Raw genomic sequence first — 24,217 nt, 5'->3', positions numbered from 1 at the left:
GTCGCGGATGAGGGGTGCCGTCCCGGGGATGCGGCACCCCTTCCGCGCGCCCGCCCCTGACGGGGCCTCAACTCCCGTCGGCCGGCCGTTCGATGAGCCGGCCGACGGGCTCGCCGGTCACCGCGCCGTGGTCGGCGATCCGCTCGCCGCGCAGCCAGGTGCCGCGTACGACACCGTGCAGGGTCCTGCCCGCGTAGGCGGTGATCGGGTTGCGGTGGTGCAGACGGGCCGGGTCGACGGTGAAGGTCTCCTCGGGGGCGAGGACCGCGAAGTCGGCGTCGTAGCCCGCGGCGATGGCGCCCTTGGCGGTGAGTCCGGCGAGCCGGGCGGGTCCCGCGGACATCCAGCGGGCGACGTCGGCGACGGTGTGGCCGCGGCGCCGGGCCTCGGTCCAGACCGCGGGCAGGCCGAGTTGCAGCGAGGAGATGCCGCCCCAGGCGGCGGCGAAGTCGCCGGTGTCCTTGCGCTTGAGGTCGACGGTGGACGGCGAGTGGTCGGAGACCACGCAGTCGATGGTGCCGTCGGCCAGCGCCCGCCAGAGCGCGTTCTGGTTGGCGGCCTCGCGGATCGGCGGGCAGCACTTGAACTCCGTTGCCCCGTCCGGGACTTCCTCCGCGGTCAGGGTGAGGAAGTGCGGGCAGGTCTCCACCGTGACGCGGACGCCCTCGCGCTTGGCCGCGGCGATCAGCGGCAGCGCCCCGGAGGAGGACAGGTGCAGCACATGGACGCGGGCGCCGAGCCGCTCGGCCAGCGCGATCAGACCGGCGACGGCGGTGTCCTCCGCGGCGCGCGGCCGGGAGGCGAGGAAGTCGGCGTAGTGCGGGCCGCCGCGCCGCGGGGCGCCGTCGATCAGCCCCGGGTCCTCGGCGTGCACGATGAGCAGGGCGTCGAACCGGGTCAACTCGGTGAGGGCTTCCTCCAGTTCGGCCGGGTCGAGCTGCGGGAACTCGTCGACGCCGGAGTGCAGAAGGAAGCACTTGAAGCCGAAGGCGCCCGCGTCGTGCAGGGGTTGGAGGTCCTTGACGTTGCCGGGGACGGCGCCGCCCCAGAAGCCGACGTCGGTGTGCACCCGGCCGCGCGCGGTGTCCCGCTTGACCGTCAGATGCGCGGTGGTGGTGGTCGGCGGGACGCTGTTGAGCGGCATGTCGACGAGCGTCGTGATGCCGCCCGCCGCAGCCGCCGCGGTGGCCGTCGCGAAGCCTTCCCACTCCGTGCGGCCGGGGTCGTTGATGTGCACGTGGGTGTCGACCAGGCCGGGCAGCAGGACGTCGTCGCCGAGGTCGACCACGCGCGCACCGGCCGGGTCGGGGGTCTCGTAGGGCCGCACCGCGCTGATCACTCCGCCGCTGACGGCGACCGCCGCGGGCCGTTCGCCCTCCGGCGTCACGACGCGCCGCGAGCGCAGGATCAGTTCCTCCGCGTCCTTCACGTACCCTCCCACCACACCTTCAACAATTCGTTGAAACGCAATGTGCAGGAAGATCCCGCACACCGTCAAGGGCGTGTAAGCTTCCGCAGAGCGGAAACCGCATTTCGCAACACCGTCGGCACGGCTGGTGACCTGGCCGCCGACGCCTTCGCGCACTGCCGTACCGCCGCACCGCCATGATTGCCGACGAACGCCGACCTTGCCGAGGGGATCGCACGTGTCTGCTGACCGCGCCGGGGGCGTCCAGTCCCTCGAACGGGCCTTTGACCTGCTGGAGCGCATGGCGGACGCGGGCGGCGAGGTGGGGCTCAGCGAGCTGTCCTCCAGCAGCGGGCTCCCGCTGCCGACCATCCACCGCCTGATGCGCACCCTCGTGAGCTGCGGATACGTCCGCCAGCAGCCGAACCGCCGCTACGCGCTCGGCCCCCGCCTGATCCGCCTCGGCGAGACCGCCTCCCGCCTGCTCGGCACCTGGGCCCGCCCCTACCTCGCCGAACTGGTCGAGGCCACCGGCGAGACCGCCAACATGGCGCTGCTCGACGGCGACGAGGTCGTCTACGTGGCCCAGGTCCCCTCCCGCCACTCCATGCGGATGTTCACCGAGGTCGGCCGCCGCGTCCTCCCCCACTCCACCGGCGTCGGCAAGGCCCTGCTCGCCGACGTTCCCCCGGAGGAGGTACGCGCCCTGCTCGCCCGGACCGGCATGCCCGCCGCCACCGACCGCACCATCACCGACCCGGACGACTTCCTCACCGAACTCGGCCGCATCCGTGCGATGGGCTACGCCGTGGACGACAACGAACAAGAGGTCGGCGTCCGCTGCCTCGCCGTCACCGTCCCCGACTCCCCCACCGCCGCCGCCATCTCCATCTCCGGCCCGGCCGGCCGCGTCACCGAATCCGCCACCGACAAGATCATCCCCGTCCTCCACGAGGTGGCCCAGGCCCTGTCGCTCGCCCTGGCCACCACCACGGCGCCGTCGCCGTCCTCCTGAGGCGCACCGCCTGCGCCCGTCCATGGACCGGGACCGGCCCACGCACGGGCGGCGCCCGCGAAGAACGGCACCCGCACGGTCAGCACGTCGGCGTCGCGCGCTCCACCGTTTCGTGCAGCTCCGCGAGCGGTTCGGTCAGGGCGCTGACCGAACCGAGAGCGGCGGCGACGAGTAAAAGAGAGTGCCGAACGGCCTCGGCGTCGCGTATCGCGGCCGGCGCCGGCTGCGCGGCGAGCCTGGCCAGGACGGCCAGCTCGTCCTCCGCGACGGCGCGGTCCGGCAACGCCGGGCGATACGCCGCGAGTTCCCGTTGAACGCGAGCCACCGCCGCCCGTAATTCCGCCGCCCCCGGCGCACTGACCACCTGTGTCTCCCCCAGCGCGTACTTCTGCCTCACACCCACTCCGCCCCCGGTTCTCCGACGTGGCCTCCGGGGCCGATCAGTTAACGCGACGCGAAGCCGGTCGCGCTATACGGTCTTCGAAAAATGCGCCAAATTCACTGTGCCGAGCGCTTGTGGGTTTGGAATGCCGTCCTGGTTGGCCTCGGCGCTGCGCCCCTCGGTCCGCCACACGGTGACGTCCAGACTGGCACTGGGTGCCGGAGCGCCCTTCGGCGTCAGCGCGCGGAAGACGACCAGCGCGACCGTGCCGTCGGCGGACTGTACGCAGACGCGCGAGCCCGCGCTCACCGAGTCCCGCGGGATGGAAGGGCTTGCGGCGGCGGCACCGCGGCAGCCCGCGAGGGTGTCGGGCGCGGCCGGGTCCAGCAGGGCGACGGTGCCGTGGGCGGGGTCGGTGCCGAACGCCTCGGGCTCCGGGGTGAAGCCGATGTCCCCGGTGAAGGGGCCGGGGAGCACCACGGGCGGGTCCTGGGTCAGCGACAGGCCCGAGCCCGCCGGGAGCCGTATGCCCGCGTAACGGATGCCGCTCGGCTGCTCGGGTGCGCCGGTCGCGTCCCCGCCTCCTGCGCCGGAGTCCGGCGGCGAGGTGGTGGGCGCCGCGGCGGGCGCGGTGGAGGCGGTGGACGCGCCGCTCGCGCGGTGGTCGTCGTCGGAGCGGTCGAGGAGGACGGCCCCGACGGCGGCCACGACCGCCAGGGCGGCGACCGCCGCCAGGACGGTGCCGCCCCGGCGCCGGGCGGGCGGGCGCGGGAGGTGCGGCAAGTGCGGCAGGTGGGGGCGGTACGGTACGTGCCCGGCGCTCGGCCGCGCCCACCCGTAGTGCAGCGATCCCGGATGCCCGGTCGGCGGCGCCACCGGTATCGGCGGCGCGGGCGGCGGCATCGCCGGAACGATCGCCGCCAGCAGCGCGGGCGGCAGCCACCGGTCCGCCCGCCGCCGCGACGCGTCGGGCGCCGCCTGCGCGCACATCGCGATGATCTGCGCGGGCGACGGCCGCAGCGCGGGGTCCTTGATCAGGCACCGCGTCACGATCTCCCGCAGCTCCCCCGGCAGCTCGTTGAGATCCGCCTCCCCGCCCCCGACGGCCGCCCCTCCGACGGCCGCGTACGCGGCGATCAGCCCCAGCGAGAACACATCGGCCGCGGGCCCCCCGGCCTTCCCCGCCAGCTGCTCGGGCGCCAGGAACGCCGCCGCGGCGGGCGGCTCGTCGGCGACGGGTTCCCCCATGAGCGAGACGGGCGCCGGTCCCTGGGCGGGCGAGCCCTCCGCGGCGCCCGCGGGCGCCGTCCGGCTCGCCGACGACGCGGCGGCTGACGTATCGGATGCGGCCGCGCCCGTCAGGGCGAAGTCCTTGACGCGCGGGCCGTCGGCGGCGAGGAGGACGTGGGCGGGGGTGAGGGCGGCATGGGTGAGCCCGCGGTGGTGGATGGTGCGCAGCGCTTCGGCGATTCCGGCGACGAGCCGCAGAACGCTGGGGACGGGGAGCGGCCCTGTGGTGGTGACGGCGGTGCGCAGCGAGAGGCCGGGGACGTAGGCGGTGGCGAGCCAGGGGCCCGCGCCGGAGTCGTCGGTGCCGCCGTCGACGAAGGGGACGACGTAGGGCCCGTGCACCTGCCGCAGGGCGTGGACGTCGGGCGGGAGCCGGTCGATCAGGCGGAGCGCGACCGGTATGCCGCCCGGCGCGTGCGCGAGGTAGACGCGCCCGCCGAGCCGCGCGCTGATCCGGTAGCCCGGGACGCCGGTCGGATCCTCGGCCGTCAGCGGCTGGAAGTGCTGAGCGCCCATCAGTCCCCGTTCCCTCGGCCGGTCACCGCCCCTTCCGGCCCTCACGCCGACGATACCGGAACACGCCACGCCGACCGCGGCCTGTTCGGCCATGGTCCCGTCACGGTATGCAGGAGTTATGCACACAAAGGGCGAGGTAGCCGGACTGCTGCTGGCGGCCGGTGGCGGGCGGCGGCTGGGCGGGCGGCCGAAGGCGCTGCTGCCGTACGAGGGGCGGCCGTTGGTGGAGCACGCGGTACGGGTGCTGCGCGCGGGCGGCTGCGGCCCGGTGCACGTGGTGCTGGGCGCGGCGGCCGACGAGGTGGTGGAGCGCGCCGACCTCTCCGGCTGCGTGGTGGTGCGCAATCCGCGCTGGGAGGAGGGCATGGGTTCCTCGCTGCGGGCCGGGCTCGCCTCGCTCGCAGCGTCGGCCGACGCCCCGGCCGCGGCGCTGATCGGCCTGGTGGACCAGCCCGGCGTGGGCGCGGCGGCCGTCGCCCGCGTGCTGGCGGCGGCCGGTGGAGGCGAGGCCCTGGTGTCGGCCCTGGCCTCCGCGGTGTACGACGGCAGGCGCGGCCACCCGGTGCTGATCGGGGGCGCCCGCTGGGCCGGGGTCGCGGGCAGCGCCACCGGGGACCGCGGGGCGCGTACGTATCTGCGCGAGCACGCCGACCACACCGTGCTCGTGGAGTGCGGGGACATCGGCGACCCGGCCGATATCGACACCCCCGCCGACCTGGGGCTTCTCCGGCCCGCCCCGGACCCGGCGGAGCCTGCGGCTGCACCCCGTGCCACAAAGCGTTGAACTTCCGCACTGTGAAATCTATACTCCACCTTGCAGAACCGCCCGTACCTCGGACCGGCCCTGGCACCCGGTGCCAGTCCCGCACCCCGGCGGGCGCCAGACACACTCGCACTCTGGAGCAGTGACAGCATGTCCGCATCAGCGCCGTCTCCGGCCGTCGTCTCCGAGGCCGCCGGGCCCGTCCCCCGCGCGGAGGAGGTGCTGACCCCCGAGGCGCTGGTGTTCCTCGCCGAGCTGCACCGCCGTTTCGCGCCCCGCCGCGCCGAGTTGCTGGCCCGCCGCCAGGAGCGGCGCGCCGGGATCGCCCGCACCGGCACCCTCGACTTCCTCCCGGAGACCGCGCACATCCGGGACGGCGACTGGCGGGTCGCCCCCGCGCCCGCCGCGCTCGACGACCGCCGGGTGGAGATCACCGGCCCCACCGACCGCAAGATGACCATCAACGCGCTGAACTCCGGTGCGCGGATCTGGCTCGCCGACTTCGAGGACGCCTCCGCCCCCACCTGGGAGAACGTCATCGGCGGCCAGGTCAACATGATCGACGCCTACGAGCGCAGGATCGACTTCACCTCCCCCGAGGGCAAGTCGTACGCGCTCGGCGACCCGGCGGACCTGGCCACCGTCGTGATGCGCCCGCGCGGCTGGCACCTGCCGGAACGCCACCTCACCGTGGACGGCGAGCAGATCCCCGGCGGCCTGGTCGACTTCGGCCTGTACTTCTTCCACAACGCCCAGCGGCTGATCGACCTCGGCAAGGGCCCGTACTTCTACCTGCCCAAGACCGAGTCGCACCTCGAAGCCCGGCTGTGGAACGACGTGTTCGTCTTCGCGCAGGACTACGTGGGCGTCCCGCAGGGCACCGTGCGCGCGACCGTGCTGATCGAGACGATCACCGCCGCGTACGAGATGGACGAGATCCTGTACGAACTGCGCGACTACGCCTCGGGGTTGAACGCGGGCCGCTGGGACTACCTCTTCTCCATCGTCAAGAACTTCCGTGACGGCGGCGCCCGTTTCGTGCTCCCGGACCGCAACGCGGTGACGATGACGGCCCCGTTCATGCGTGCGTACACCGAACTGCTGGTGCGCACCTGCCACAAGCGCGGCGCGCACGCGATCGGCGGGATGGCCGCCTTCATCCCGTCCCGGCGCGACGCGGAGGTCAACAAGGTCGCGTTCGAGAAAGTCAGGGCGGACAAGGACCGTGAGGCCGGGGACGGTTTCGACGGCTCGTGGGTCGCGCACCCCGACCTGGTGCCGATCGCCCGCGCCTCCTTCGACGCGGTCCTCGGCGACCGGCCGAACCAGAAGGACCGGCTGCGCGAGGACGTGCACGTCACCGCGGCCGAACTGATCGACATCGCCTCGCTGGACGCGAAGCCGACCTTCGACGGGCTGCGCAACGCGGTGCAGGTCGGCACCCGTTACATCGAGGCGTGGCTGCGCGGCCTCGGCGCGGTGGCGATCTTCAACCTGATGGAGGACGCCGCCACCGCCGAGATCTCCCGCTCGCAGATCTGGCAGTGGATCAACGCGGGGGTCGTCTTCGAGAACGGCGAGAAAGCGACCCACGACCTCGTGCTGCGGGTGGCCGCCGACGAACTCGCCGCGATCCGCGAGGAGATCGGCGAGGAGGCGTTCGCGGCGGGCAAGTGGACCGAGGCCCATGAGCTGCTGCTGCGCACGGCGCTCGACGCGGAGTACGTCGACTTCCTGACGCTGCCCGCCTACGAGTTGCTGGCGGACTGAGCCCCGGCGCCCGGGAACGGCCGCCGCGCCGAAACGCGCTTGCACCCGGCGCCGGCGGCCGTTCATGCTGCTCCGCATGCTCATCCGTGATGTGACCGAGGCCGACTGGCCGCGGATCTGGCCGTTCCTGCGGCGGATCTGCGCGGACGGCGAGACCTTCAGCTATCCGACGGACATCCCGGAGGCGACGGCCAGGGACTACTGGCTGCTCGCGCCGCCCGCGCGGACGGTCGTGGCCGTCGGCGACGACGGCACGGTGCTCGGCACCGCCAAGATGAACGCCAACCAGGGCGGCAACGCCGCCCATGTCTCCAGCGCCAGCTTCATGGTCGACCCCGCGCACCGCGGCCGCGGTGCGGGCCGCGCGCTGTGCGAGGAGGCGCTGCGCTGGGCGGAGCGCGAGGGCTTCCGCGCCATGCAGTTCAACGCCGTGGTGGAGTCCAACACGTACGCGGTGAAGCTGTACGAGTCACTGGGCTTCCGGGTGATCGGTACGGTCCCCGAGGGGTTCCGGCATCCGCGTCTGGGCTACGTCGGCCTGCACATCATGCACCGGGCGCTGTGAGCCCCGGCTTCCTCGGCGGGGTGCGGGCGGCGAGCCAGGAGTCGTAGGTGATCCGGCCGTCGGCGTGATCGGGGGTCAGATTGCCGCCCGCGCGCAGCGCGCCCGCCAGGGCGCCGGGCAGCCGCAGCGGTACGACGAGCCTGCGGCGGCCCGCCGCGCGCAGGGTCGCGCGGGTCAGATCGGCGGCGCTGCGGATCTGCGGACCGCCCAAGTCCGGTGCGTGGCCCACGGGTTCGCCTCCGGCCAGCTCCACGAGCCGGTCCGCGACCTCGGTGACGTCGACCGGCTGGAAGCTCACTCCGGACAGCGTCAGGATCGCGGGCAGCCGCCGCTGCGCGACGGTGAGCCGGGCCACCAGGTCGTGGAACTGCGTGGTGCGCAGCACCGTCCACGGCAGCCCGCACTGCTCCACGACGGTCTCCGCGGCGAGTTTGGCGCGGTAGTAGCCGAGCGGGACGCGGTCGACGCCGACGATCGAGATGTACACCAGGTGCGGGTCGCCGCCCGCGCGCACCGCCGCTCCGGTCAGCCGCTCGGTGGCCTCGACATCGCCGCGGCCGTTGGTGGTCGCGCAGTGCGCGATCGTGCCGACGCCGTCGAAGAGCGCGCCGTCGATGCCGACGCCGGTCCGCAGGTCGCCGACCGCCCACTCGTACGGCCGCGCGTCGTCGGCCCCGCGCGGGCCGCGGCTGAGCACGCGTACCGGGCGGCCGGCGGCGAGCAGCCGGTCGACCAGCGCGCGGCCGAGGGTGCCGGTGCCGCCGGTGACCAGGGTGACGGCCCCCGTGGCGGGCTCGGCGGCGGAGCCTTCGGCGGATACGGGCTCGGTCGGGCTCACGGGCGCTCACCTCTGGCTGTGGCGGGATCCTGCCTGCCGCGCCCCGCACCCGGCGGGGTGCGGACGTCCGGCTGAACGCATAGTAAACGGCGCGGAGCGGGAGGTCGTCGCGTACCCGCCGTGGCGCCCGGCCCCGGTGCGCGCGCCGGGGTGCGGGCGGGGTGCGGGCCGTCGTTTCGGGGAGACGCCGCCCCCGGAGCCGCGGGGCCGACCGTGGTCCCACGGTCCGGGGGCGGTGTCGCCGGACCCGTGTCAGGACAGGGTCCGGCTACCGGTCGGGGGCCGTCCCTCCCCGACCGGTCGCTTTCGCGGCGGTGCCTACGGTGTTACGCCAGGCCCGCGATCCGCGCGAGGCGCTGCGCCTCGGTCCTGGTCAGCCGCGCGATGGCGTCCTCGTCGGCGCGGGTGAGCCGGTTGTTCTCGACCACCGGCACGCCGTTGACCAGCGACAGGGTGACCGGGGCCGCCGCGCCGAAGACCAGCGCGGCGACGGGGTCGGCGATCGAGGCGTGCGCGATGCCGTCCAGCTTCCACAGCACGAGGTCGGCGAGCTTCCCGGCCTCCAGGGAACCGATCTCGGCGGTACGGCCGAGCACGCGCGCGCCGCCGTACGTGCCCAGGCGCAGGGCCTGACGGGCGTTCAGCGCCTTCTCGCCGCCGCCGAGGCGGTTGATGAGCAGGGCGTTGCGCAGTTCGGTGTGGAGTTCACCGGACTCGTTGGACGCGGTGCCGTCCACGCCGAGGCCGACCGGGACCCCGGCGGCGAGCATGTCGGGCACCCGGGCGATGCCCGCGGCGAGCCGGGCGTTGGACGACGGGCAGTGCGCGACGCCGGTCCCGGTCCGGGCGAAGGCGGCGATGTCGGAGTCGTTCATGTGGACGCAGTGCGCCATCCACACGTCGTCGCCGAGCCAGCCGGTGGACTCGAAGTAGTCCGTCGGGCCCATGCCGAACAGCTCGTGGCAGAACTTCTCCTCCTCCACCGTCTCGCTGCCGTGCGTGTGCAGCCGGACGCCCTTGCGGCGGGCCAGCACCGCGGCCTCGCGCAGCAGTTCGGTGGAGACCGAGAAGGGCGAGCAGGGCGCGGCGGCGATGTGCAGCATCGAGCCGAAGGAGGCGTCGTGGTGGGAGTCGATGGCCTCCTCCGTCGCGAGCAGCGCGCCCTCGGTGGTCTCCACGGCGAAGTCCGGCGGCAGTCCGCCGTCGCTCTTGCCGCGGTCCATCGAGCCGCGGGCGGCGGTGAAGCGCACGCCCAGTTCGGCGGCGGCGCGGATCTCGGCGCCGAGCAGGTCGCCCGCGCCGCGCGGGAAGACGTAGTGGTGGTCCATCGCGGTGGTGACGCCGCCGCGGGCCATCACGCCGAGCGAGCCGGAGGCCGCCGCGTAGACCATCCGCTCGTCGATCCGCGCCCAGGTCGGGTACAGCTCGACCAGCCAGTTGAAGAGGTTGCTGTTCTGGGCGAGGCCGCGGGTGATCCACTGGTAGAAGTGGTGGTGGGTGTTGACCAGGCCGGGGGTGACGAGGTGTCCGGTGCCGTCGATCCGGCGGGTGACGTTCTCCAGACCGGCCGGTGCGGGGCCCGCTCCGACGGACTCGATCAGATTGTCCGCGACGACGACGTGCCCGGTGGCGTACTCGGTGTCGTCGGCGTCGACGGTCGCGACGCCGCAGTTCTCGATGACGATGCGGTTGCTCATGGTGGTGCCTCTCAGTCCGTCACCGGGATGCGGGGCTCGGCGCCGTCACGCAGCACGGTGCCCTCGATGAGGCCGTACGGACGGTCGGCCGCGAGATAGACCTCGTTGTCGTTCTTGAGGCCGAACGGCTCCAGGTCGACCAGGAAGTGGTGCTTGTTGGGCAGCGAGAGCCGGACCTCGTCCACGTAGGAGCGGCTGGTGATGACCCGCGAGCCCATCGCGTAGAGGGTCTGCTGGAGCGAGAGCGAGTACGTCTCGGCGAACGCCTCCAGCAGGTCCGTGCGGACCTGCCCGTACGCCTTCTCCCACTGCGGGGCGCGCCGCTCGTCGCTGGTCCAGTTGAACCGCCAGCGGGCGGTGACCTCGGTGGCGAGGATGCGGTCGTACGCCTCTTTGAGGGTCGTGTACTCGTCCTTGACGAAGCCCCAGAACTCGGAGTTGGTGGAGTTCATGACCACCAGGTCCTTCAGGCCGGAGACGACCTGCCAGTTCTCGCCGTCGTAGCCGACCTCGGTGGTGCGGGTCTCCTGGCCCTTGCGGACGAAGGAGTGCTGGATCTCGTCGGCGCCGATGAAGCGGGAGCCCGCCTCGGAGGCGGCGATCCGCTCCCAGGAGTACTCCTCTATCCGTATCCGCGCCCGCTTGATCGGCTCCTGGCTGGTGACGAAGTGCCGGGCGAGGTGGATGCCGAACTGCTCGGCGGACTCGATGCCGTGTTCCTTGGCGAAGGCGAACACCGTGTTCTTGGTGGTGTCGGTCGGCAGCACGTTGGCGTTGGAGCCGGACAGGTGCACGTCGTCCATGTCGCCGGAGAGCGCGACGGAGACGTTCAGGTCCTTGATGTGGTGCGTGCCGCCCTCGCGGGTGATCCTGACGACACGGTTCTCTGCCTTGCCGTACTGGTTCTGGCCGAGAAAAACCGGGTGGGACGGGCGGGAAGTGGCGGTCATCGGTGCTAGCTCCCTCGGTATACGGAGTAGCCGAACGGATTGAGCAGCAGCGGTACGTGATAGTGCTCGCCCGGCCTGACGGCGAAGACGATCGCCACCTCCGGGAAGAAAGCTCCGCTGTCCCTTGCGCGGGGGGCGTCCTGCTGTGCGTTGGCTTGGCGGGTGAGGTACGGCTCCACGTCGAAGTGCAGCCGTACGTGGGTGGTGCCTTCCGGCAGGGCCGGGAGATCCTTGCAGCGGCCGTCGGCGTCGGTCTTCGACGACCCGTGCGGCGACCAGATCCCGCCGGACGAGGCGCGCACCGACAGATGGACGGGCACGCCTTCCGCCGGGCGGCCGACGCTCGTGTCCAGGATGTGCGTGGACACCGACGTGTCGGTCATGAGGGATCTCCTTCGGACGCGGCCTCGCGTGCGGCTCCGGCTCCGGCGGTGGCACTGGTGCCGGTCCCGGTATCGGCTCCGGCTCCGGCTCCGGCTCCGGCTCCGGCTCCGGCGAGGCGGGTGAGCCGGATGCGGTTGATCTTTCCCAGTTCGGCGCGGACGATCTCGCGTTCGGTGTCCGTGTCGTTGCCGATCCGCTCCTTGAGGGCGGCCAGCATCTGCTCACCGGTCCTGCCGGTGGCGCAGATCAGGAAGACATGGCCGTGCGCGTCCTGGTAGGCCAGGTTGAGCGCGAGCAGTTCCTCGCGCTCGGCCGCGCCGACCCCGCTCTGCTCCCGCGCCGACGTGGCGTCGCCCGGGGTCGGGCGGCCGATCGGCGGGTGTCCGGCCATCGCCTGCGCGAGGTCGTCCGCGGTGAGCGCCGCCATGGCGGTGTCGCTCGCCGCGAGCAGGTCGTCGAGGCGGTCGTACGGCCGTCCGGCGGCCAGCGCGGCGTCCCACGCCGTACTGGCGCACACCTCGTGGAGCAGCGCGGACGCCGCTGACGAGGTGGCCTCATTGAGCCGGGAGAGACCCGGCGATGCGCTGGAAGTCACAGTCGCAAGCTAAGAGCCGCCGCCGTACGACGTCAACAGTTTGTTGAAAACTTCCGGTAACAAAGCCGTCCGGGAGCGGACGGAAGAGGAAACAACGGCCGGTCACTCGCTCTCGCGGGCACTCTTCTCGCTGTTCAGGGCGTTCTCCCTGTTCAGGTAGTTGTAGACGGTGAAGCGGCTGACGCCGAGCGCGGACGCGACGGTCTCCACGCCGTGCCGCACGGAGAAGGCGCCGCGCTCCTCCAGGATGCGGACGACGGTCTGCTTGTCCTTGCGGCCCAGGGCGGGCAGCGAGCCGTGCCGGCGTTCGAGGTCGGCCAGCAGGTGGTCGAGGGAGTCGGCCAGATGGGGCAGCCGGACGGCCACCACCTCCTCGCCCTCCCAGCTCAGCACCACGTCGTCGCCGCGCGCCTCGTGCGGCGCGACCATCTCCGCGCCCATCGCGTCCACCAGCGGCTTCACCGCCGCGGCGAAGGGGTGCCCCCCGGTGCCCGTCACCTGCCGTCCTCCTGCGCCCGCCCGGCCGCCGCGACCACGTTGACCTGGAGCGACACCCGGGTGGCGCCCGCCGCCAGCGTGCGCCGCAGCAGCTCCGCGACGGACGCGACGACCGCGTCGGCCTCGCCCTCGGCGGTGTTGCCGAACGGGCCGACGTCCACCGCGTCGAGCGACGCGCCCTCGACCACCTCACGGGCCACCACCGCGTGCTCGGGCGGCTCGTCCAGGTCGAACGGCTCGGTCGTGAATTCCAGCCTCAGTCTCACCAGGGCCCCTCGGGTGGCTGCGCTACGTGCCCGCCGTCCCCCGCCCTGCCGGACGGTCCTGCCGGGACGGCGTCGTCGATACGCTCGACGCGGTCGATGCGACCTTAACCGACGGCATACGGGCCTGTACCGCCACAGTCATCGCCGCGATACCCGCTTCGAGGGTGAGGCGGGGGTGCGGGGCGAACCGCGAGGAGTGGTTCGGCGGCAGCGCCGCCAGCCGCCCGGCCGTGTCCGTGTCGCCGCGGCCCGCCTCGACCCACTGCCGGGGGCCGACCGCGCCGAGCATCCAATAGCCGGTCCGTATCCCCGGCACGCCGTGCAGCGCGCGGCCCGCGTCCCCGTACAGCGCGAAATCCTCCGTGGCCGTCGACGGCTGCCAGCGGGTGACGCGCTGCGGACCGAAGGCGGCCTCGTGGGCGCGGCGCACGGCGGTGGTCAGCTCGGCGTCGGGCACGGTGGGGCAGGAACGGGACAGGACGCGCAGGTCGGGAGCGGGCGGCTGCGGGTCGGGCGAGGCGGCGGACTCGGCGCGCGCGATCCGGTGGACGGCGGCCACGGCCCGGTCGAGCGCGGCGTCGGAGAAGGCCCGCACGGTCACCTGGAGGGTCGCGGAGTCCGCGATGACGTTCCCCGCGCCGGGCGTGCCCGCCCGTACCGAGCCGACCGTGAGCACCAGCGGCTCGCCGGGACCCGTCTCGCGCGACACGACGGTCTGGAGGCGCAGGACGACCGCCGCCGCGGTGATCACCGGATCGGCGGCGAACTGCGGTGTGGACGCGTGACCGCCGCGGCCGTACAGCACGATCTCCAGGGTGACGCTGCCCGCGAGCAGCGGGCCCTGCGCGTGCGCGACCATGCCCGCGGGCAGCGGCACCACATGCTGCGCGAGCACGTCGTCGGGCACGGGGAAGCGCCGGTAGAGGCCGTCGGCGAGCATGGCGGCGGCGCCGCTGAGCGTCTCCTCGGCCGGCTGGCCGACGACGACGAGCGTGCCCTGCCACCGGTCGGCGGCCCCCGCGAGCGACGCCGCCGCGCCCGCCGCGCACGCCAGGTGCATGTCGTGGCCGCAGGCGTGCATGACGGGGACGGGGGCGCCGTCGGGTCCCGCGGCGGTGGCGGAACTGGCGTACGCCAAGCCGGTGTTCTCGCGTACGGGGAGGGCGTCCAGCTCCGCGCGGAGCATGACGACGGGACCGGGGCCGTTGGCCAGCACCCCGACCACGCCGTGGCCGCCGACGCCGCGTTCGACGCGCAGTCCCGCGGCCCTGAGCGCGGCGGCGAAGCGGGCGGCGGTGCGCTCCTCGGCCCCGGACAGCTCGGGGTGCCGGTGCAGGTCCAGATACAGCTCGGCGGCGCGGGTCAGGACGGCGTCGGAGACGGTTCCTGAGACGGGCGGGGATACGGGTGTGGGTCCGGTCGGCGGGTTCATCGGGCGCTCCGGGCGGGGGTCGGGGGCGGGGGTGCCGGAATGCGGGTCACGTGACAGGGGCGGCGGGCGGTGCAAGCGGGATGACAGCGGGCGGCAGGGTGATTCGCCAGTGGACGCGCGTAGAAAGATGGGGCCGGTCCGTCGCGGGCCGCGCTCCCTGCTGAGAAGGAGTCATCATGGCTGACATCTCCAAGCTGGACACGCCGCTCGCCTCTCTGGCCCAGGAGATCCTGGAGCTCGAGTCGGAGACCTTCGAGATCACCGACTACTCGGACGCCAGCGAGGTCATGCTCGGCTCGTCGACGAGCTGCTCCAGCACCAGCACCTGCTCCAGCACCACCAGCACCACGAGCTGCACCGCCTGACGAGCCACCACCCGCTTCACGCTCCGCGGACCGGCCTCCCCGGTCCGCGGAGTAGTCATGTCGCGGCGTCGTCATCGTCGGTTTCCTCGGAGATTCCTCAGGGTTCCTGCGGGTTCCTACGGGAACGGGTGCGGCACGCGGCGCACCTCGTCGTCGCGCAGGTCGTCGGGGCGCAGGCCGCCGCGGCGCTGTGCGGTACGCAGCCGGGGCATGGTCAGCGCGCGCTGCCGCGGCCAGCCGAAGTCGATCGGCAGCAGACCTGGCGCGAGCGTGCAGACCGTCCGCAGGCCCATCCGCCGCTGCTCCGGGGTGGTCTGGTCGACCACGACGACATCGCATCCGGCGCGCGCCAGTTCGTCCCGGCACCACAGGACGTCGTCGCGCAGGTCGAGCCCGCGCGGCCGGTCCCGCTCCCACCGCGCGTAGACCTCGTCCAACGGCCTTACGGCGGGCGGCTCCAGGTAGCTGCCGACGTGCTCCCTCATCCGCGGCAGGCCGAACAGGGCCGCGTGGTCGGGGAGTCGGCGGACGAGGTCGAAGTCCTCGGCCATCGCCTCCAGTTCGGCCGGACGCTCCGTCACCTGCCGTGGCAGGTGCGGGAGATACGTCAGGATCTCGGAGACCGCCGACTCCACCGCGGTCTCCGGGTCGAAGGCGGCGCCCGCGGCGAAGGCGAGCGTGCCGGGGCCTCCGTCGCGGCGGACGGCGAGGCCGGTGACGACCGGCACGGCGAGGTCGATGCGGTTGTCGAAGGCGTGCACGTCGTAGCCGCACAGCGCCGCCCGGTCGGTCATGGCTCGCACCACCGGGCTGCGGCAGGAGCCGAGGTCGATCTCGGTGAGCCGGGCGTTGCCGTACCAGCCGAGCAGGAACGCGTCGCGTTCGATGAGTTCGAGCAGGCCGAACAGCACGGCCTCCTCCAGGCAACTGCCGATCGCGCAGCCGTTGGAGCACTCGAAGACGAAGTGGTCGGCGGCGGTGCCCGCGCTGTAGTAGACCAGCCGGGCCGGCACCAGCACCTCCCGCTCGTCGCGCAGCGACCAGCCGCGTACCCAGGGGATCGGCCGCGCGGGATCGAAGGGCGCGATCATCGGGTCGGCGGCGTAGGTCTCCGGCGTGTAGAGCCCGCAGTCGCGCGGGTCGAGGGCCGCGTCGCCGAGGTTGTCGTACGAGTCGGTGACGATGCCGCCGGTCTCCCTGCGGTGGGTGCCCGCGTACCGCTCCAGCCCTTCGAGGAACGCCAAGTCCCTGCTGTGCGCGAAGGAGTTGGCCTGGCCGCTCCACGTGACGTCGGTCAGGCCCGCGTAACCGCGCATGAAGACGCTGCCCGCGACGGGCGCGGTGGTCGGCGAGGTGACATCGCTCCAGGTGCCCGCGCCGAGCACCCCGCACACGGGGTTGGCGAGCGCGGCGGTCGGCAGGGCGTACGCGCCGGGTGACCGCAGCCGGTAGCTGTCGGGGGTGGGCTTGGGCCGCGAGACGGGAAAGGGCTCGGCCTCCGGCCCGGCGGCGAGGAAGTGCCCGGGCCCGGACGGGCCGGTACCGGATACGTCGGCGGCGGATACGTCGAGGCCCGCCGCGTCGGGTGCTGGCAGGTCGGGCCGGGTCGGTGCGGTCGTCGCGGGCGGGGCGCCGTGCGGGTGCGGGCACAGCGGATCGGCGAGCAGCGGCACGGTCTGGACGAGGCCGGTCTCCAGGTCGTACCGGGTGACCCGGGGCAGGTCGTGGCCGCCGGTCCCGGCCCCCGTCTCCGCCCCGGTCTCCGAGCCGGCCCCCGCCTTCCGCCCGAGGGTCAGTTCGTAAAGGGCCCAGACCGCGTCGACCGTGAAGTCGGGCAGCACGGGCCAGCGCCCGGCGGCGGTACGGGCGAGACCCGTCTCCAGCGCCTCGCGTTCGGTACGGGTGCGCAGCCGCTGCCAGCGGATGGCCAGGCAGGTGCCGCAGGCGGCCTCGGCGGCCGAGCCGCCCCAGGGGCCGAGGAGCACGGCGTCGGCGGTCAGGTGCACGGTGGCGCGGGCGCGCCGCCCCGCGGTCTCGGCCGGTTCCGGGCGCAGCACATCGGTGCCGCCGACGACGGCGGTCCCGGGCGCGGGCGCGGCGGCGCGGGCGGCTCGCGCGGCCAGCCGCCGTTCCAGGTCGCGGCCCGCGGACTCCAGCGGCGTCTGCCCGGGGACCTCGGGCACGTGAGCGGGCCGTACCGCGGTGTCGAGGCTCATGTCCGGTTGCTCCAGCGGAAGGTGCGGGCGGCGATCAGCCCGAAGACGACGGTGAAGGCGGCCAGGCCGCCGCAGTCGACGGCGAGCGAGGCGAAGTCGGCGCGCCCCGCCAGCACATCGGTGAGTCCGTGGTCGAGGTAACGCAGCGGCAGCACCCACGACATGGTCTGGATCCAACCCGGCAGCAGGTCCGCCGGGTAGAAGGAGCCGGACAGGAACGCCATCGGGACCATCACGCAGTTGGCGATGGCGGCGACCGCCTCCGGGGTGTCGGCGAGGCTGCCGACGACCAGGCCCATCGCCAGGAAGGCGGCGACGCCGAAGACCAGCAGCGGCAGCGCGAGCGGCCAACTCCCGTCCAGGTGGAGGCCGAAGAAGGGCAGCAGCGCGACCGCCGTGAACAGCACCGCCTGCGACAGGCCGACCACGACGGCGACCACGAAGCGCGAGGCGAGGACGGTGGGCAGCGGCGTGGGCGTACGCCAGATCAGCCGCAGGATGTCGTCGCGCCGCCAGTGCATCAGCGCGAAGGCCGGGCCGAACAGCGCCGCGTTGCCGACGCCCCACGAGAGCACGCCGGGTGCCACGTAGTTGATGTACGCCAGGCCCCCGTCGACCGACTGGCCGCGGAAGAGCAGACCGAAGACGACCAGGAAGACCAGCGGGAAGGCGAAGGTGAAGAAGACGGTGGTGCGGTCGCGTATCGACGCCAGGTATGTGGCCCTGGTCAGCGCGGAGTAGGCGGTGGTGGTGGTCATCGACGGTGCTCCGTTCCGACGGCGGCCGTCGTGGTGGCGGTCCCGGTGTCGAGGTCGGGATCGGGGCCGGTGTCGGGATCGGGGCCGGTCCCGGTGTCGGGGCCCGAGGCTTCCGCCTTTCCGGCTCCCCCGGCGCCCGGTCCCGTCAGCCGCAGATACGCGTCCTCCAGGGTCGCGGTCCTGGTCTGGATCGCGTCCATGTCGACGAACTCGCCGAGCGCGACCAGCACCCGGTTGGCGTGCCGGGTCTCGACGACGACCTCGGCGCCCTCCAGGAACGCCCGGTCGACGCCCTCGACGGCGCGCGCCTGGTCGAGCGTGATCCGGCCGGCGGGGATCAGCAGCCGCGCGGGCGCGGCCATCGACCTGATCAGCGAGCCGGGGCTGTCGAGCGCCACGACGCGGCCGTCGGCGATGATCGCCACCCGGTCGCACAGCGCCTCCGCCTCGTCCAGGTAGTGCGTGGTGTAGACGATGGTGCGGCCCTCGCCGCGCAGGTCCCGCAGCACCGACCACAGGGCGCGGCGCGCCTCAGGGTCGAGCGCGGCGGTCGGCTCGTCGAGGAAGATCAGGTCGGGCTCGTGGACCAGCGCGGTGGCCAGCGCCAGGCGCTGCCGCTGGCCGCCCGACAGGTCGTCGACCCGGCTGCGCTCCTTGTCCCGCAGCCCGACCAGGTCCATCGCGTGCCGCGCGGCGGCGCGGTCCACGCCCTGGAGCGCGGCGACCGTCTCCAGGTGCTCCCACGCGGTCAGCCGTGTGAAGAAGGCCGACGCCTGGGTCTGCACCCCGATCCGCCGCAGCAGCGCGATGTTCCGCGGCCACGGGCTCTGGCCGAACACGGCGACCTTGCCCGCGTCCGCCTTCCGCATCCCCTCCACGATCTCCACGAGCGTGGTCTTTCCGGCCCCGTTGGGCCCGAGAACGCCGAAGAACTCGCCCTGCTCGACCGTCAGCGACACCCCGTCGAGCGCGTGCACCTCGCCGTACCGCTTGCTGACCCCGACCAGTTCGATCGCCGGCCCCGTCGGACGTGCGGTTCGTTTCATGTCGCCTTTCTCCCGCTCCTGAGGTGTCCCCGCTGACGCGGGCCGTTCAGAGTCCTTCGCGCCCGCCGCGGCGCCCGTAGCGGTCGTCGCGGAGCCGCTTCCCGGCCGGAGGTCGGCCGTCTCACCCGGCGTCCGGCGCGCGAGCGCCGCCTCGCGCATGGCCGCGGCGCGCAGGCCGAGCAGGCGCAGGAGGAGGGCCGCGGCGACCAGGGCCACCGGGAGGTACGGGGTCCAGGTGCGCCAGTCGTCCGGCAGTGCCGCGCGGCACAGCAGTCCGGCCACGGCGAGCGCCGCCAGGGCCAGCACCGCGCAACAGGCGGCGTATCCGCCGTAGATGACGCGCAGCCGCGTGGGATAGGCGGCGAGCCGCGCGCGGGCGTTCCGGCCGGAGCCGGGCACTCGGCCAGTCGTCGCGGCGGCAGCCGCGCCGTCCCGGCCGGAGTCGGCCCTCCGCCCGAGCGGGGCACGCGCGGCCACGCCCAGGAACTGGCGGCTCTCGGTGGCCAGTTGGAGCGTGCCCAGGGTGTAACCGAGGGCTTTGTAGCCGTCGAGCGGCGGGAGCGGCAGGAGATTGAGCAGGGCCATGGCGGTGCCGAGGAGGATGAGGCCGCCGAAGAAGGGGAGGGCCTGGGCGTGTTCCGGCAGGAGGGCCCAGACGAGCCAGAAGGGCGCGAGGAAGAGGAGGTTCATGACGGCGCCCGCCGCCGCGACGGCGACCTGACGGCCGCGCCGGTCGAGGAACTGGACGTCGTGCACCTCGCAGTAGAGGTACGTCATGAAGCCCCAGACCCGGCGGAGCCCGATCTCCCCGACCCGCAGCCCGTACGCCCGCGCGACCAGCCCGTGGGCCAGTTCGTGCAGGCCGAGGCTGACCCACAGCACGCAGCCAACGGCGGCGAGCGCGACCGGCTGGTCGTACAGGCGCCCGGTCTGGTCGGCCAGTTGGCCGAAGCGGAGGCCGGCGAGGGCGAGGACGGCGACGGCCAGCGCGAGCAGCGGGAACAGGACGGCGCGCCTGCGGGCGAAGGCGGTGGCGCCGTGCAGGGTGTCCATGAGCGCGGGGGCGTCCGCGACCATGCGCGTCTTCCCGCTCAACAGCGTTGATTTGAAGGCCGGTTCGGCACGGGCGGCGGGCACGACGACCGGCCGGCCGCCGCCGTCGAGGAGCTGACGGGTCGACAGCAGCCGCAGCATCTGCTGCCACTGCGCGTCGCCGAGCCGCGCGCCGAACCGGTCCGCGTACTCCGTGCCGATCTCGGCGAGCGACCGGCTGCCGTCGAGCCGGGCGATGATGAAGTGCTCTTTGGCGCCGACTTCGAGCCGTACCCCGGTGACCGGGTCCTTGAGCAGATGGACGAGGGCGGGGCCGCGCATCAGGGCGGGGCCGACCAGGATGCCGGGGCGCAGCGCGGGCCGCAGTTCGAGCAGGCCGCCGGTGGTCATGGCGCCGCCGAGGGCTGCGGCTCGGACCGGCCGTCGGAGTCGGCGCCGGGCGGCGTCCGGGGCTCGCGCAGCGCGCGGGCCAGGACGTACGACAAGAACGCCTCGTCGCGGACGGTGACCGACAGCCGGTTGTTGGTCATGTGCATGTACGGCGACAGCAGCATCGGCAGCGCCTGTCCGGGGTCGGTGACCGGCAGGTCGCGGGTGCCGTCCCAGGAGCGGAAGACCAGGTCGCCGCCGTCCGCCAGGGCCACGACGCGTTCGCGCAGCTCCAGGCAGTGCTCGGCCCACCCGGCGAGGAATGTCGGCAGCCGCTCGGGCGCGGGTTCCGCGACCGCCGCGCGGATCTCCTGGAAGCGCTGGGGCAACGCCTCCATCGTGCCGTAGGCGCGGTCGTAGCCGTCCTGGGCGGTGTAGTTGGTGCCGGAGAACGCGGAGTTCCAGAACTCGTGGTAGCGGTCGAGGAATTCCAGCAGCGCGGTGTCGTCGCGCAGCAGGCACCCGGACATGGTCATCATCAACTGGGCCGATACGCCCAGCAGTACGGTCCGCAGGTGCAGGTTCATGGTGGCGAGCGCGTCGATGACCAGGTCGCTGGAGCGCTGGAAGTGCCACTCGGCCAGTTCGACCCCGGCCGGGCCGCCGTACTTCCCGTACTCGGGCTCGTAGGGCTCGAGGCTGAAGGAGTTGTTGGGCCGCAGGCGCATGCGGCCCTCCTCGTCGACCAGGCCGTTGCGCTCGCCGCCGGGGAACTCCAGCTCGAAGAGGGTGTTGTACAGGTCGGCGAGGAAGCCGCCCTTGACCTCGTAGAGCGCGGGGCGCTTGCGCAGGAAGGCGTCGACGGCGGCGGTGGCGCGCGCGGTGACCACGGGTGCGGCCTGCGGGGACGAGGGGCGCAGCCGCACCCTGATGTGCGGGCCCTCCAGCCAGTAGTTGATGAAGAAGTAGCCGCTCAACAGGCCGTCGCGGGTGAGCCCTTCGACCAGCGGGCGCACGCACTGGAGCAGGAAGGGGCGGGGGCTGGCGGCGTAGAAGACGTGGAACGCCTGCCAGTCGCCGCGCCCCGAAGCGCCTGCCGGTGCGGGCACGGCCGCGGATTCGGGCGCGGACCGCGGTGTCGGGCGCGGGCCGGTGACGGGGGCGGATCGCGCCCCGGAGGTGGTCATACGGAGCTGTCCTGCCTTCCGTGGTGGCCCGCCGCGGCCGGTTCCGCCGCGCGGGGGACGATTTCGACGGCCAGTTCCGCCACGTGGTGGCCGCGCGGGGAGCGGACGTGCAACTCCTGCTCGCCCGGCAGCATTTCCTCGAAGACGGTCCTGGTACGGCCGCCGCCGGTCAGCCCGTCGAGCGCGATCAGTGACAACGGGCTGTCGAAGTCGACGAATTGCGGCTTGGAGCCGCCGAAGACCGCGCCGAAGCCGCTCGCGTCGTCGGCCTTCTCCTCGTGGACGGTGGCGAACACCCGGTCGGGCAGCCCGTGGTCGCGCCGCCAGCGCTGCCAGCGCAGATAGAACCCGGCCTCGTCCAGGCCCGGTTCGCGGGCGGGCAGCGCGCCGGGCGCCGCCGTCCACGACCTGCGGTGCAGCACCAGGCTCCGGAAGCGGACCCGGGGCCGCGCGGTGACGCCGTCGCGCTCGGGGCCCGCGGGTACACCGCGCCACACGTCGACCGCCGCGCGGGAGGTCGGCGAGAAGAGCAGCAGCGTGCGCGGCACCTCGGGCAGCACCATCGGGACGAGGTAGCCGAGGTAGAGCGGGACGACCTCGCGGCCGAGCCGCCGGGACCGCAGCACCAGCCGGTCGTCCACCGGGTCGTGTTCCGCGTACAGGTCGTCCAGGTCGATCCGGCCGGCGGCGGGCACGGTGCTGCTCTCGCCGGGGCAGACGATCTCGTGGTCGGTGAGCCGTCCGTGCAGGTTGAGATTGGTGGTGGCGGACCCGGCGGTGATCTCGGCGAACACCGCGCCGGGCGGCTGCCATTCGCGCAGGGTCTCACGCAGCCGGTCGGTGAGGCCGCCGGGTGCGGGGTCGCCGCCTTCCGCCGCCGCGCCGCCGGGTGCCGCCGCGCCGCCGTTCTCAGGTGCCGCGTCGAAGCAGTGCGTGAAGCGGGTGAAGGGGAAGGACAGGCCGCCGTAGGAGTTGTTGAGCACCACCAGCGGGTCCTCGGCGCGGCGGGCGAGTTGCAGGAAGTGGCTGTGCGGGGCGAAGGACGTGCCCAGCGGGGCGAGTTCGGCGGTGACGGCGGCCACCGTGTCCTCGTCCAGGCGCAGTTCGCCGCCGGGCGCCGCCGCGTACGCGGCCCAGGCGTCGCGCATCCGGCGGGTGAACTCGGCGCGGGCCCGGTCCACCGCGGTGACCTCGGGCATGCCGAGCCAGTTCTCCTCCGGCGCGTGGCCGCCGTCGGCCGCCCAGGGCGACTTCATCGAGGTGAACTGGAGGTACTGCGTGAAGATGTCCTCGTGGAAGTCGTGGACGAGCCGCAGCAGGTCGTCGCACCGGCCGCCGCGGCCGTAGCGGGCCAGGAAGAAGCCCTTGAGGACCAGGCGCTGCGGGAGGGCCACGTCGAAGGCGGGCAGCATGCCGGTCAGGGCGTGCAGCGGCGCGGCGGCCAGCTCGGTCCACTGCGTGACGTCGGCCTCGACTGCGTCCTCGCGGACGTCCTCGTAGAGCAGGGTCTGCGGCAACGACGGCGCGGCGGCGCCCAGTTCGGTCTGGAGCGCGGTCAGGTCGCGGCGCAGCCCGGCGAGCAGCGCGCGCCGGGTGGGTACGTCGGCGGTGGCCCAGGCGTCGACGCGGGCGGCCGGGGAGTCGAGCCGGTCGGCGACGGCGTCGGCCCAGTCGCGGCCGAGGCCGCGCAGCGCGCTCTGGAAGGACCGCAGCGGGTCGGGGGCGTGCACATCGGTGGCGAGGCCGGTCATCTGGAGGATGCCGAGGTCGAGCAGGGTCGCGGCGTAGTGCGCCGCCTCGTCCCGGCTCGCTCCGGTCTCCGCCGCCAGCCAGGCCGTCAACTCGGCGTATCTGACGGGCTTTTCGCCGTGGAAGAGGGCGATCATCCGCTCCAGGATGTCGCTGTGGCGCAGGAAGAAGAGCCGGTCGTGGGCCGCGTCGAAGCTGACGGCGGCGCTGTCGTCGCCCGCGGTGACCGAGCGGCGTACGTAGCGGATCCGGTTCTCGTCCAGTTCCCAGCCCGCCGACAGGGCGACGGGGAGGTCGCCGCGCCGCGTGCCGTCGGCGCCGATCAGCTCGGCGAGCCTGGCGAGCACCACGACGTTCAGCCGGGGGTGGCTGGTCCAGTCGCCGCCGGTCCGCACCTCGGGCCCGACCTCGCGGAACCGGCCCTCGGCGACGGCGGTGAAGGTGCTGAACGGGCTGGTCTTGCAGGCGGTCCTGTAGAGGTACGCCAGCAGCGAGCGCTCCTTCTTCCTGGTCCGCTTGTCCGGTACGGCGGCGCGGTCGGCGATGAACGCGTCGAGCTGGCCGTCCAGCGTCGGCGAGGCCAGGGCGAGGGCGAGCCGCAGCCGCTCCTCGCCCGCGAGGCCGCGCAGCTCCGCGCGGCTCGCGGCCAGGTCCCGGTCGAGCAACGGGCCACCATCGCCGCGCAGTTGCTCAAGCCCGAGCCGGGACTCCAGCCAGTCGGTGAGGAGTTCGCCGGTCGGGCCGCCGAGTGCCGCGGCGAGGTCCCGTACGGCGTCCGGGTCGCGCGGCAGCCGGTCGTTGAAGACCTGGCGGCGCAGCGCGAGCACGGCGCGCCGCTCGGTGTCGTCCTCGGTGGCCTTGACCAGGACGGTCAGCGGGTCGCTCAACTCGGCGGCGAGCGCGGCCAGTCGCTCCTCGGCGGCGAGCACGCGGTCGGCCCAGCGCCGGGTGTCGGGGCAGCGCAGCCGGTGGACGGCCTCGACCGGCAGTCCCGCCACCCGCAGCATGAAGCGGCGGTGCAGCAGCCAGCTCCGTGGCGCCTCGGTGTCCTGCGCGTCGGCGATGACGCTCATGCCGCTCCTTTCCGTCCTGCGGTCGTAAGGCC

At 73.7% G+C, this 24,217-nt stretch carries 20 protein-coding genes and 1 pseudogene; 5 read left to right on the top strand and 16 right to left on the bottom strand.

Annotation, left to right across the window (positions count from 1 at the left end; translation table 11 throughout):
* Positions 1-67: 67 nt before the first annotated feature.
* The gene (gene allB, locus ACZ4EF_RS09965) at positions 68-1,429 is read right to left on the bottom strand and encodes an allantoinase AllB (protein WP_467503762.1); all 1,362 of its coding nucleotides are present in this window, start codon (positions 1,427-1,429) and stop codon (positions 68-70) included.
* 217 nt (positions 1,430-1,646) lie between these two features.
* Here allB and ACZ4EF_RS09960 point away from each other — a divergent pair, with 217 nt between their 5' ends.
* Complete coding sequence (locus tag ACZ4EF_RS09960; protein ID WP_391049472.1) at positions 1,647-2,423, top strand: IclR family transcriptional regulator; 777 nt, start codon at positions 1,647-1,649, stop codon at positions 2,421-2,423.
* Between the two features lie 79 nt (positions 2,424-2,502).
* Here ACZ4EF_RS09960 and ACZ4EF_RS09955 read toward each other — a convergent pair whose 3' ends face one another.
* Both ACZ4EF_RS09955 and ACZ4EF_RS09950 read right to left on the bottom strand, forming a co-directional pair.
* Positions 2,503-2,820, bottom strand: a complete 318-nt coding sequence (locus tag ACZ4EF_RS09955; protein WP_355338983.1) for a DUF5955 family protein — start codon at positions 2,818-2,820, stop codon at positions 2,503-2,505.
* 72 nt (positions 2,821-2,892) lie between these two features.
* Positions 2,893-4,611 (bottom strand): protein kinase domain-containing protein, encoded by a 1,719-nt coding sequence (locus ACZ4EF_RS09950; RefSeq protein ID WP_467503759.1) that lies wholly within the window; start codon positions 4,609-4,611, stop codon positions 2,893-2,895.
* A 118-nt stretch (positions 4,612-4,729) separates the two neighbouring features.
* On the opposite strand from ACZ4EF_RS09950, the gene ACZ4EF_RS09945 reads away from it, so the two are divergent.
* The 3 genes from ACZ4EF_RS09945 to ACZ4EF_RS09935 all read left to right on the top strand — a co-directional run bounded on the left by ACZ4EF_RS09945 (position 4,730) and on the right by ACZ4EF_RS09935 (position 7,709).
* Positions 4,730-5,395 carry a nucleotidyltransferase family protein gene (locus tag ACZ4EF_RS09945; protein WP_401856060.1) on the top strand — a complete coding sequence of 222 codons (666 nt, stop codon included), beginning with the start codon at positions 4,730-4,732 and terminating at the stop codon, positions 5,393-5,395.
* Positions 5,396-5,524: 129 nt separating this feature from the next.
* Entirely contained in the window at positions 5,525-7,144 is a 1,620-nt protein-coding gene (gene aceB, locus ACZ4EF_RS09940) for a malate synthase A (protein ID WP_467503757.1), read from the top strand.
* Between the two features lie 76 nt (positions 7,145-7,220).
* A complete protein-coding gene (locus tag ACZ4EF_RS09935; RefSeq protein WP_401311650.1) occupies positions 7,221-7,709 on the top strand; it encodes a GNAT family N-acetyltransferase in 489 nt (162 codons plus the stop codon).
* Here ACZ4EF_RS09935 and ACZ4EF_RS09930 read toward each other — a convergent pair.
* The 8 genes from ACZ4EF_RS09930 to ACZ4EF_RS09895 all read right to left on the bottom strand — a co-directional run bounded on the left by ACZ4EF_RS09930 (position 7,690) and on the right by ACZ4EF_RS09895 (position 14,369).
* Positions 7,690-8,481 carry an SDR family oxidoreductase gene (locus ACZ4EF_RS09930; RefSeq protein WP_402711751.1) on the bottom strand — a complete coding sequence of 264 codons (792 nt, stop codon included), beginning with the start codon at positions 8,479-8,481 and terminating at the stop codon, positions 7,690-7,692. The genes ACZ4EF_RS09935 and ACZ4EF_RS09930 overlap by 20 nt on opposite strands.
* 392 nt (positions 8,482-8,873) lie before the next feature.
* Positions 8,874-10,244, bottom strand: a complete 1,371-nt coding sequence (locus ACZ4EF_RS09925; protein ID WP_467503755.1) for an 8-oxoguanine deaminase — start codon at positions 10,242-10,244, stop codon at positions 8,874-8,876.
* Between the two features lie 11 nt (positions 10,245-10,255).
* Positions 10,256-11,194, bottom strand: a complete 939-nt coding sequence (gene pucL, locus ACZ4EF_RS09920) for a factor-independent urate hydroxylase (RefSeq protein WP_355338965.1) — start codon at positions 11,192-11,194, stop codon at positions 10,256-10,258.
* A 5-nt stretch (positions 11,195-11,199) separates the two neighbouring features.
* Positions 11,200-11,577, bottom strand: coding sequence for a hydroxyisourate hydrolase (gene uraH / locus ACZ4EF_RS09915; RefSeq protein WP_391163606.1), 378 nt, complete (start codon positions 11,575-11,577; stop codon positions 11,200-11,202).
* Positions 11,574-12,173 (bottom strand): 2-oxo-4-hydroxy-4-carboxy-5-ureidoimidazoline decarboxylase, encoded by a 600-nt coding sequence (gene uraD / locus ACZ4EF_RS09910; protein ID WP_391049460.1) that lies wholly within the window; start codon positions 12,171-12,173, stop codon positions 11,574-11,576. Before uraD ends, uraH begins: the two co-directional genes overlap by 4 nt.
* A 102-nt stretch (positions 12,174-12,275) precedes the next feature.
* Positions 12,276-12,671 carry a helix-turn-helix domain-containing protein gene (locus ACZ4EF_RS09905; protein ID WP_401856066.1) on the bottom strand — a complete coding sequence of 132 codons (396 nt, stop codon included), beginning with the start codon at positions 12,669-12,671 and terminating at the stop codon, positions 12,276-12,278.
* A complete protein-coding gene (locus ACZ4EF_RS09900; protein ID WP_467503751.1) occupies positions 12,668-12,937 on the bottom strand; it encodes a YkoF family thiamine-binding protein in 270 nt (89 codons plus the stop codon). Before ACZ4EF_RS09900 ends, ACZ4EF_RS09905 begins: the two co-directional genes overlap by 4 nt.
* 22 nt (positions 12,938-12,959) lie before the next feature.
* Positions 12,960-14,369, bottom strand: a complete 1,410-nt coding sequence (locus ACZ4EF_RS09895; RefSeq protein WP_401719614.1) for an amidohydrolase — start codon at positions 14,367-14,369, stop codon at positions 12,960-12,962.
* A 176-nt stretch (positions 14,370-14,545) separates the two neighbouring features.
* On the opposite strand from ACZ4EF_RS09895, the gene ACZ4EF_RS09890 reads away from it, so the two are divergent.
* Entirely contained in the window at positions 14,546-14,734 is a 189-nt protein-coding gene (locus tag ACZ4EF_RS09890) for a thiazolylpeptide-type bacteriocin (RefSeq protein ID WP_093711265.1), read from the top strand.
* A gap of 116 nt (positions 14,735-14,850) precedes the next feature.
* On the opposite strand, the gene ACZ4EF_RS09885 is transcribed toward ACZ4EF_RS09890, so the two are convergent.
* The 5 genes and pseudogenes from ACZ4EF_RS09885 to ACZ4EF_RS09865 all read right to left on the bottom strand — a co-directional run bounded on the left by ACZ4EF_RS09885 (position 14,851) and on the right by ACZ4EF_RS09865 (position 24,185).
* A complete protein-coding gene (locus tag ACZ4EF_RS09885) occupies positions 14,851-16,950 on the bottom strand; it encodes a TOMM precursor leader peptide-binding protein (RefSeq protein WP_467503748.1) in 2,100 nt (699 codons plus the stop codon).
* Entirely contained in the window at positions 16,947-17,708 is a 762-nt protein-coding gene (locus ACZ4EF_RS09880) for an ABC transporter permease (protein ID WP_188281751.1), read from the bottom strand. Before ACZ4EF_RS09880 ends, ACZ4EF_RS09885 begins: the two co-directional genes overlap by 4 nt.
* Before the next feature lie 131 nt (positions 17,709-17,839).
* Positions 17,840-18,754, bottom strand: a pseudogene (locus ACZ4EF_RS09875) (ABC transporter ATP-binding protein); the annotation flags it as partial.
* A 1,439-nt stretch (positions 18,755-20,193) separates the two neighbouring features.
* On the bottom strand, positions 20,194-21,363 hold the full coding sequence (locus ACZ4EF_RS09870) for a lantibiotic dehydratase C-terminal domain-containing protein (RefSeq protein WP_467503745.1): 1,170 nt from the start codon (positions 21,361-21,363) through the stop codon (positions 20,194-20,196).
* Positions 21,360-24,185 carry a lantibiotic dehydratase gene (locus tag ACZ4EF_RS09865; protein ID WP_467503743.1) on the bottom strand — a complete coding sequence of 942 codons (2,826 nt, stop codon included), beginning with the start codon at positions 24,183-24,185 and terminating at the stop codon, positions 21,360-21,362. The genes ACZ4EF_RS09870 and ACZ4EF_RS09865 overlap by 4 nt, the downstream gene beginning before the upstream one ends.
* Positions 24,186-24,217: the final 32 nt, after the last annotated feature.

This window comes from Streptomyces sp. NPDC025721 (assembly GCF_055558595.1).
The sequence above is the reverse complement of the archived record's forward strand: the minus strand, read 5'-3'. Positions and strand labels throughout refer to the sequence as shown.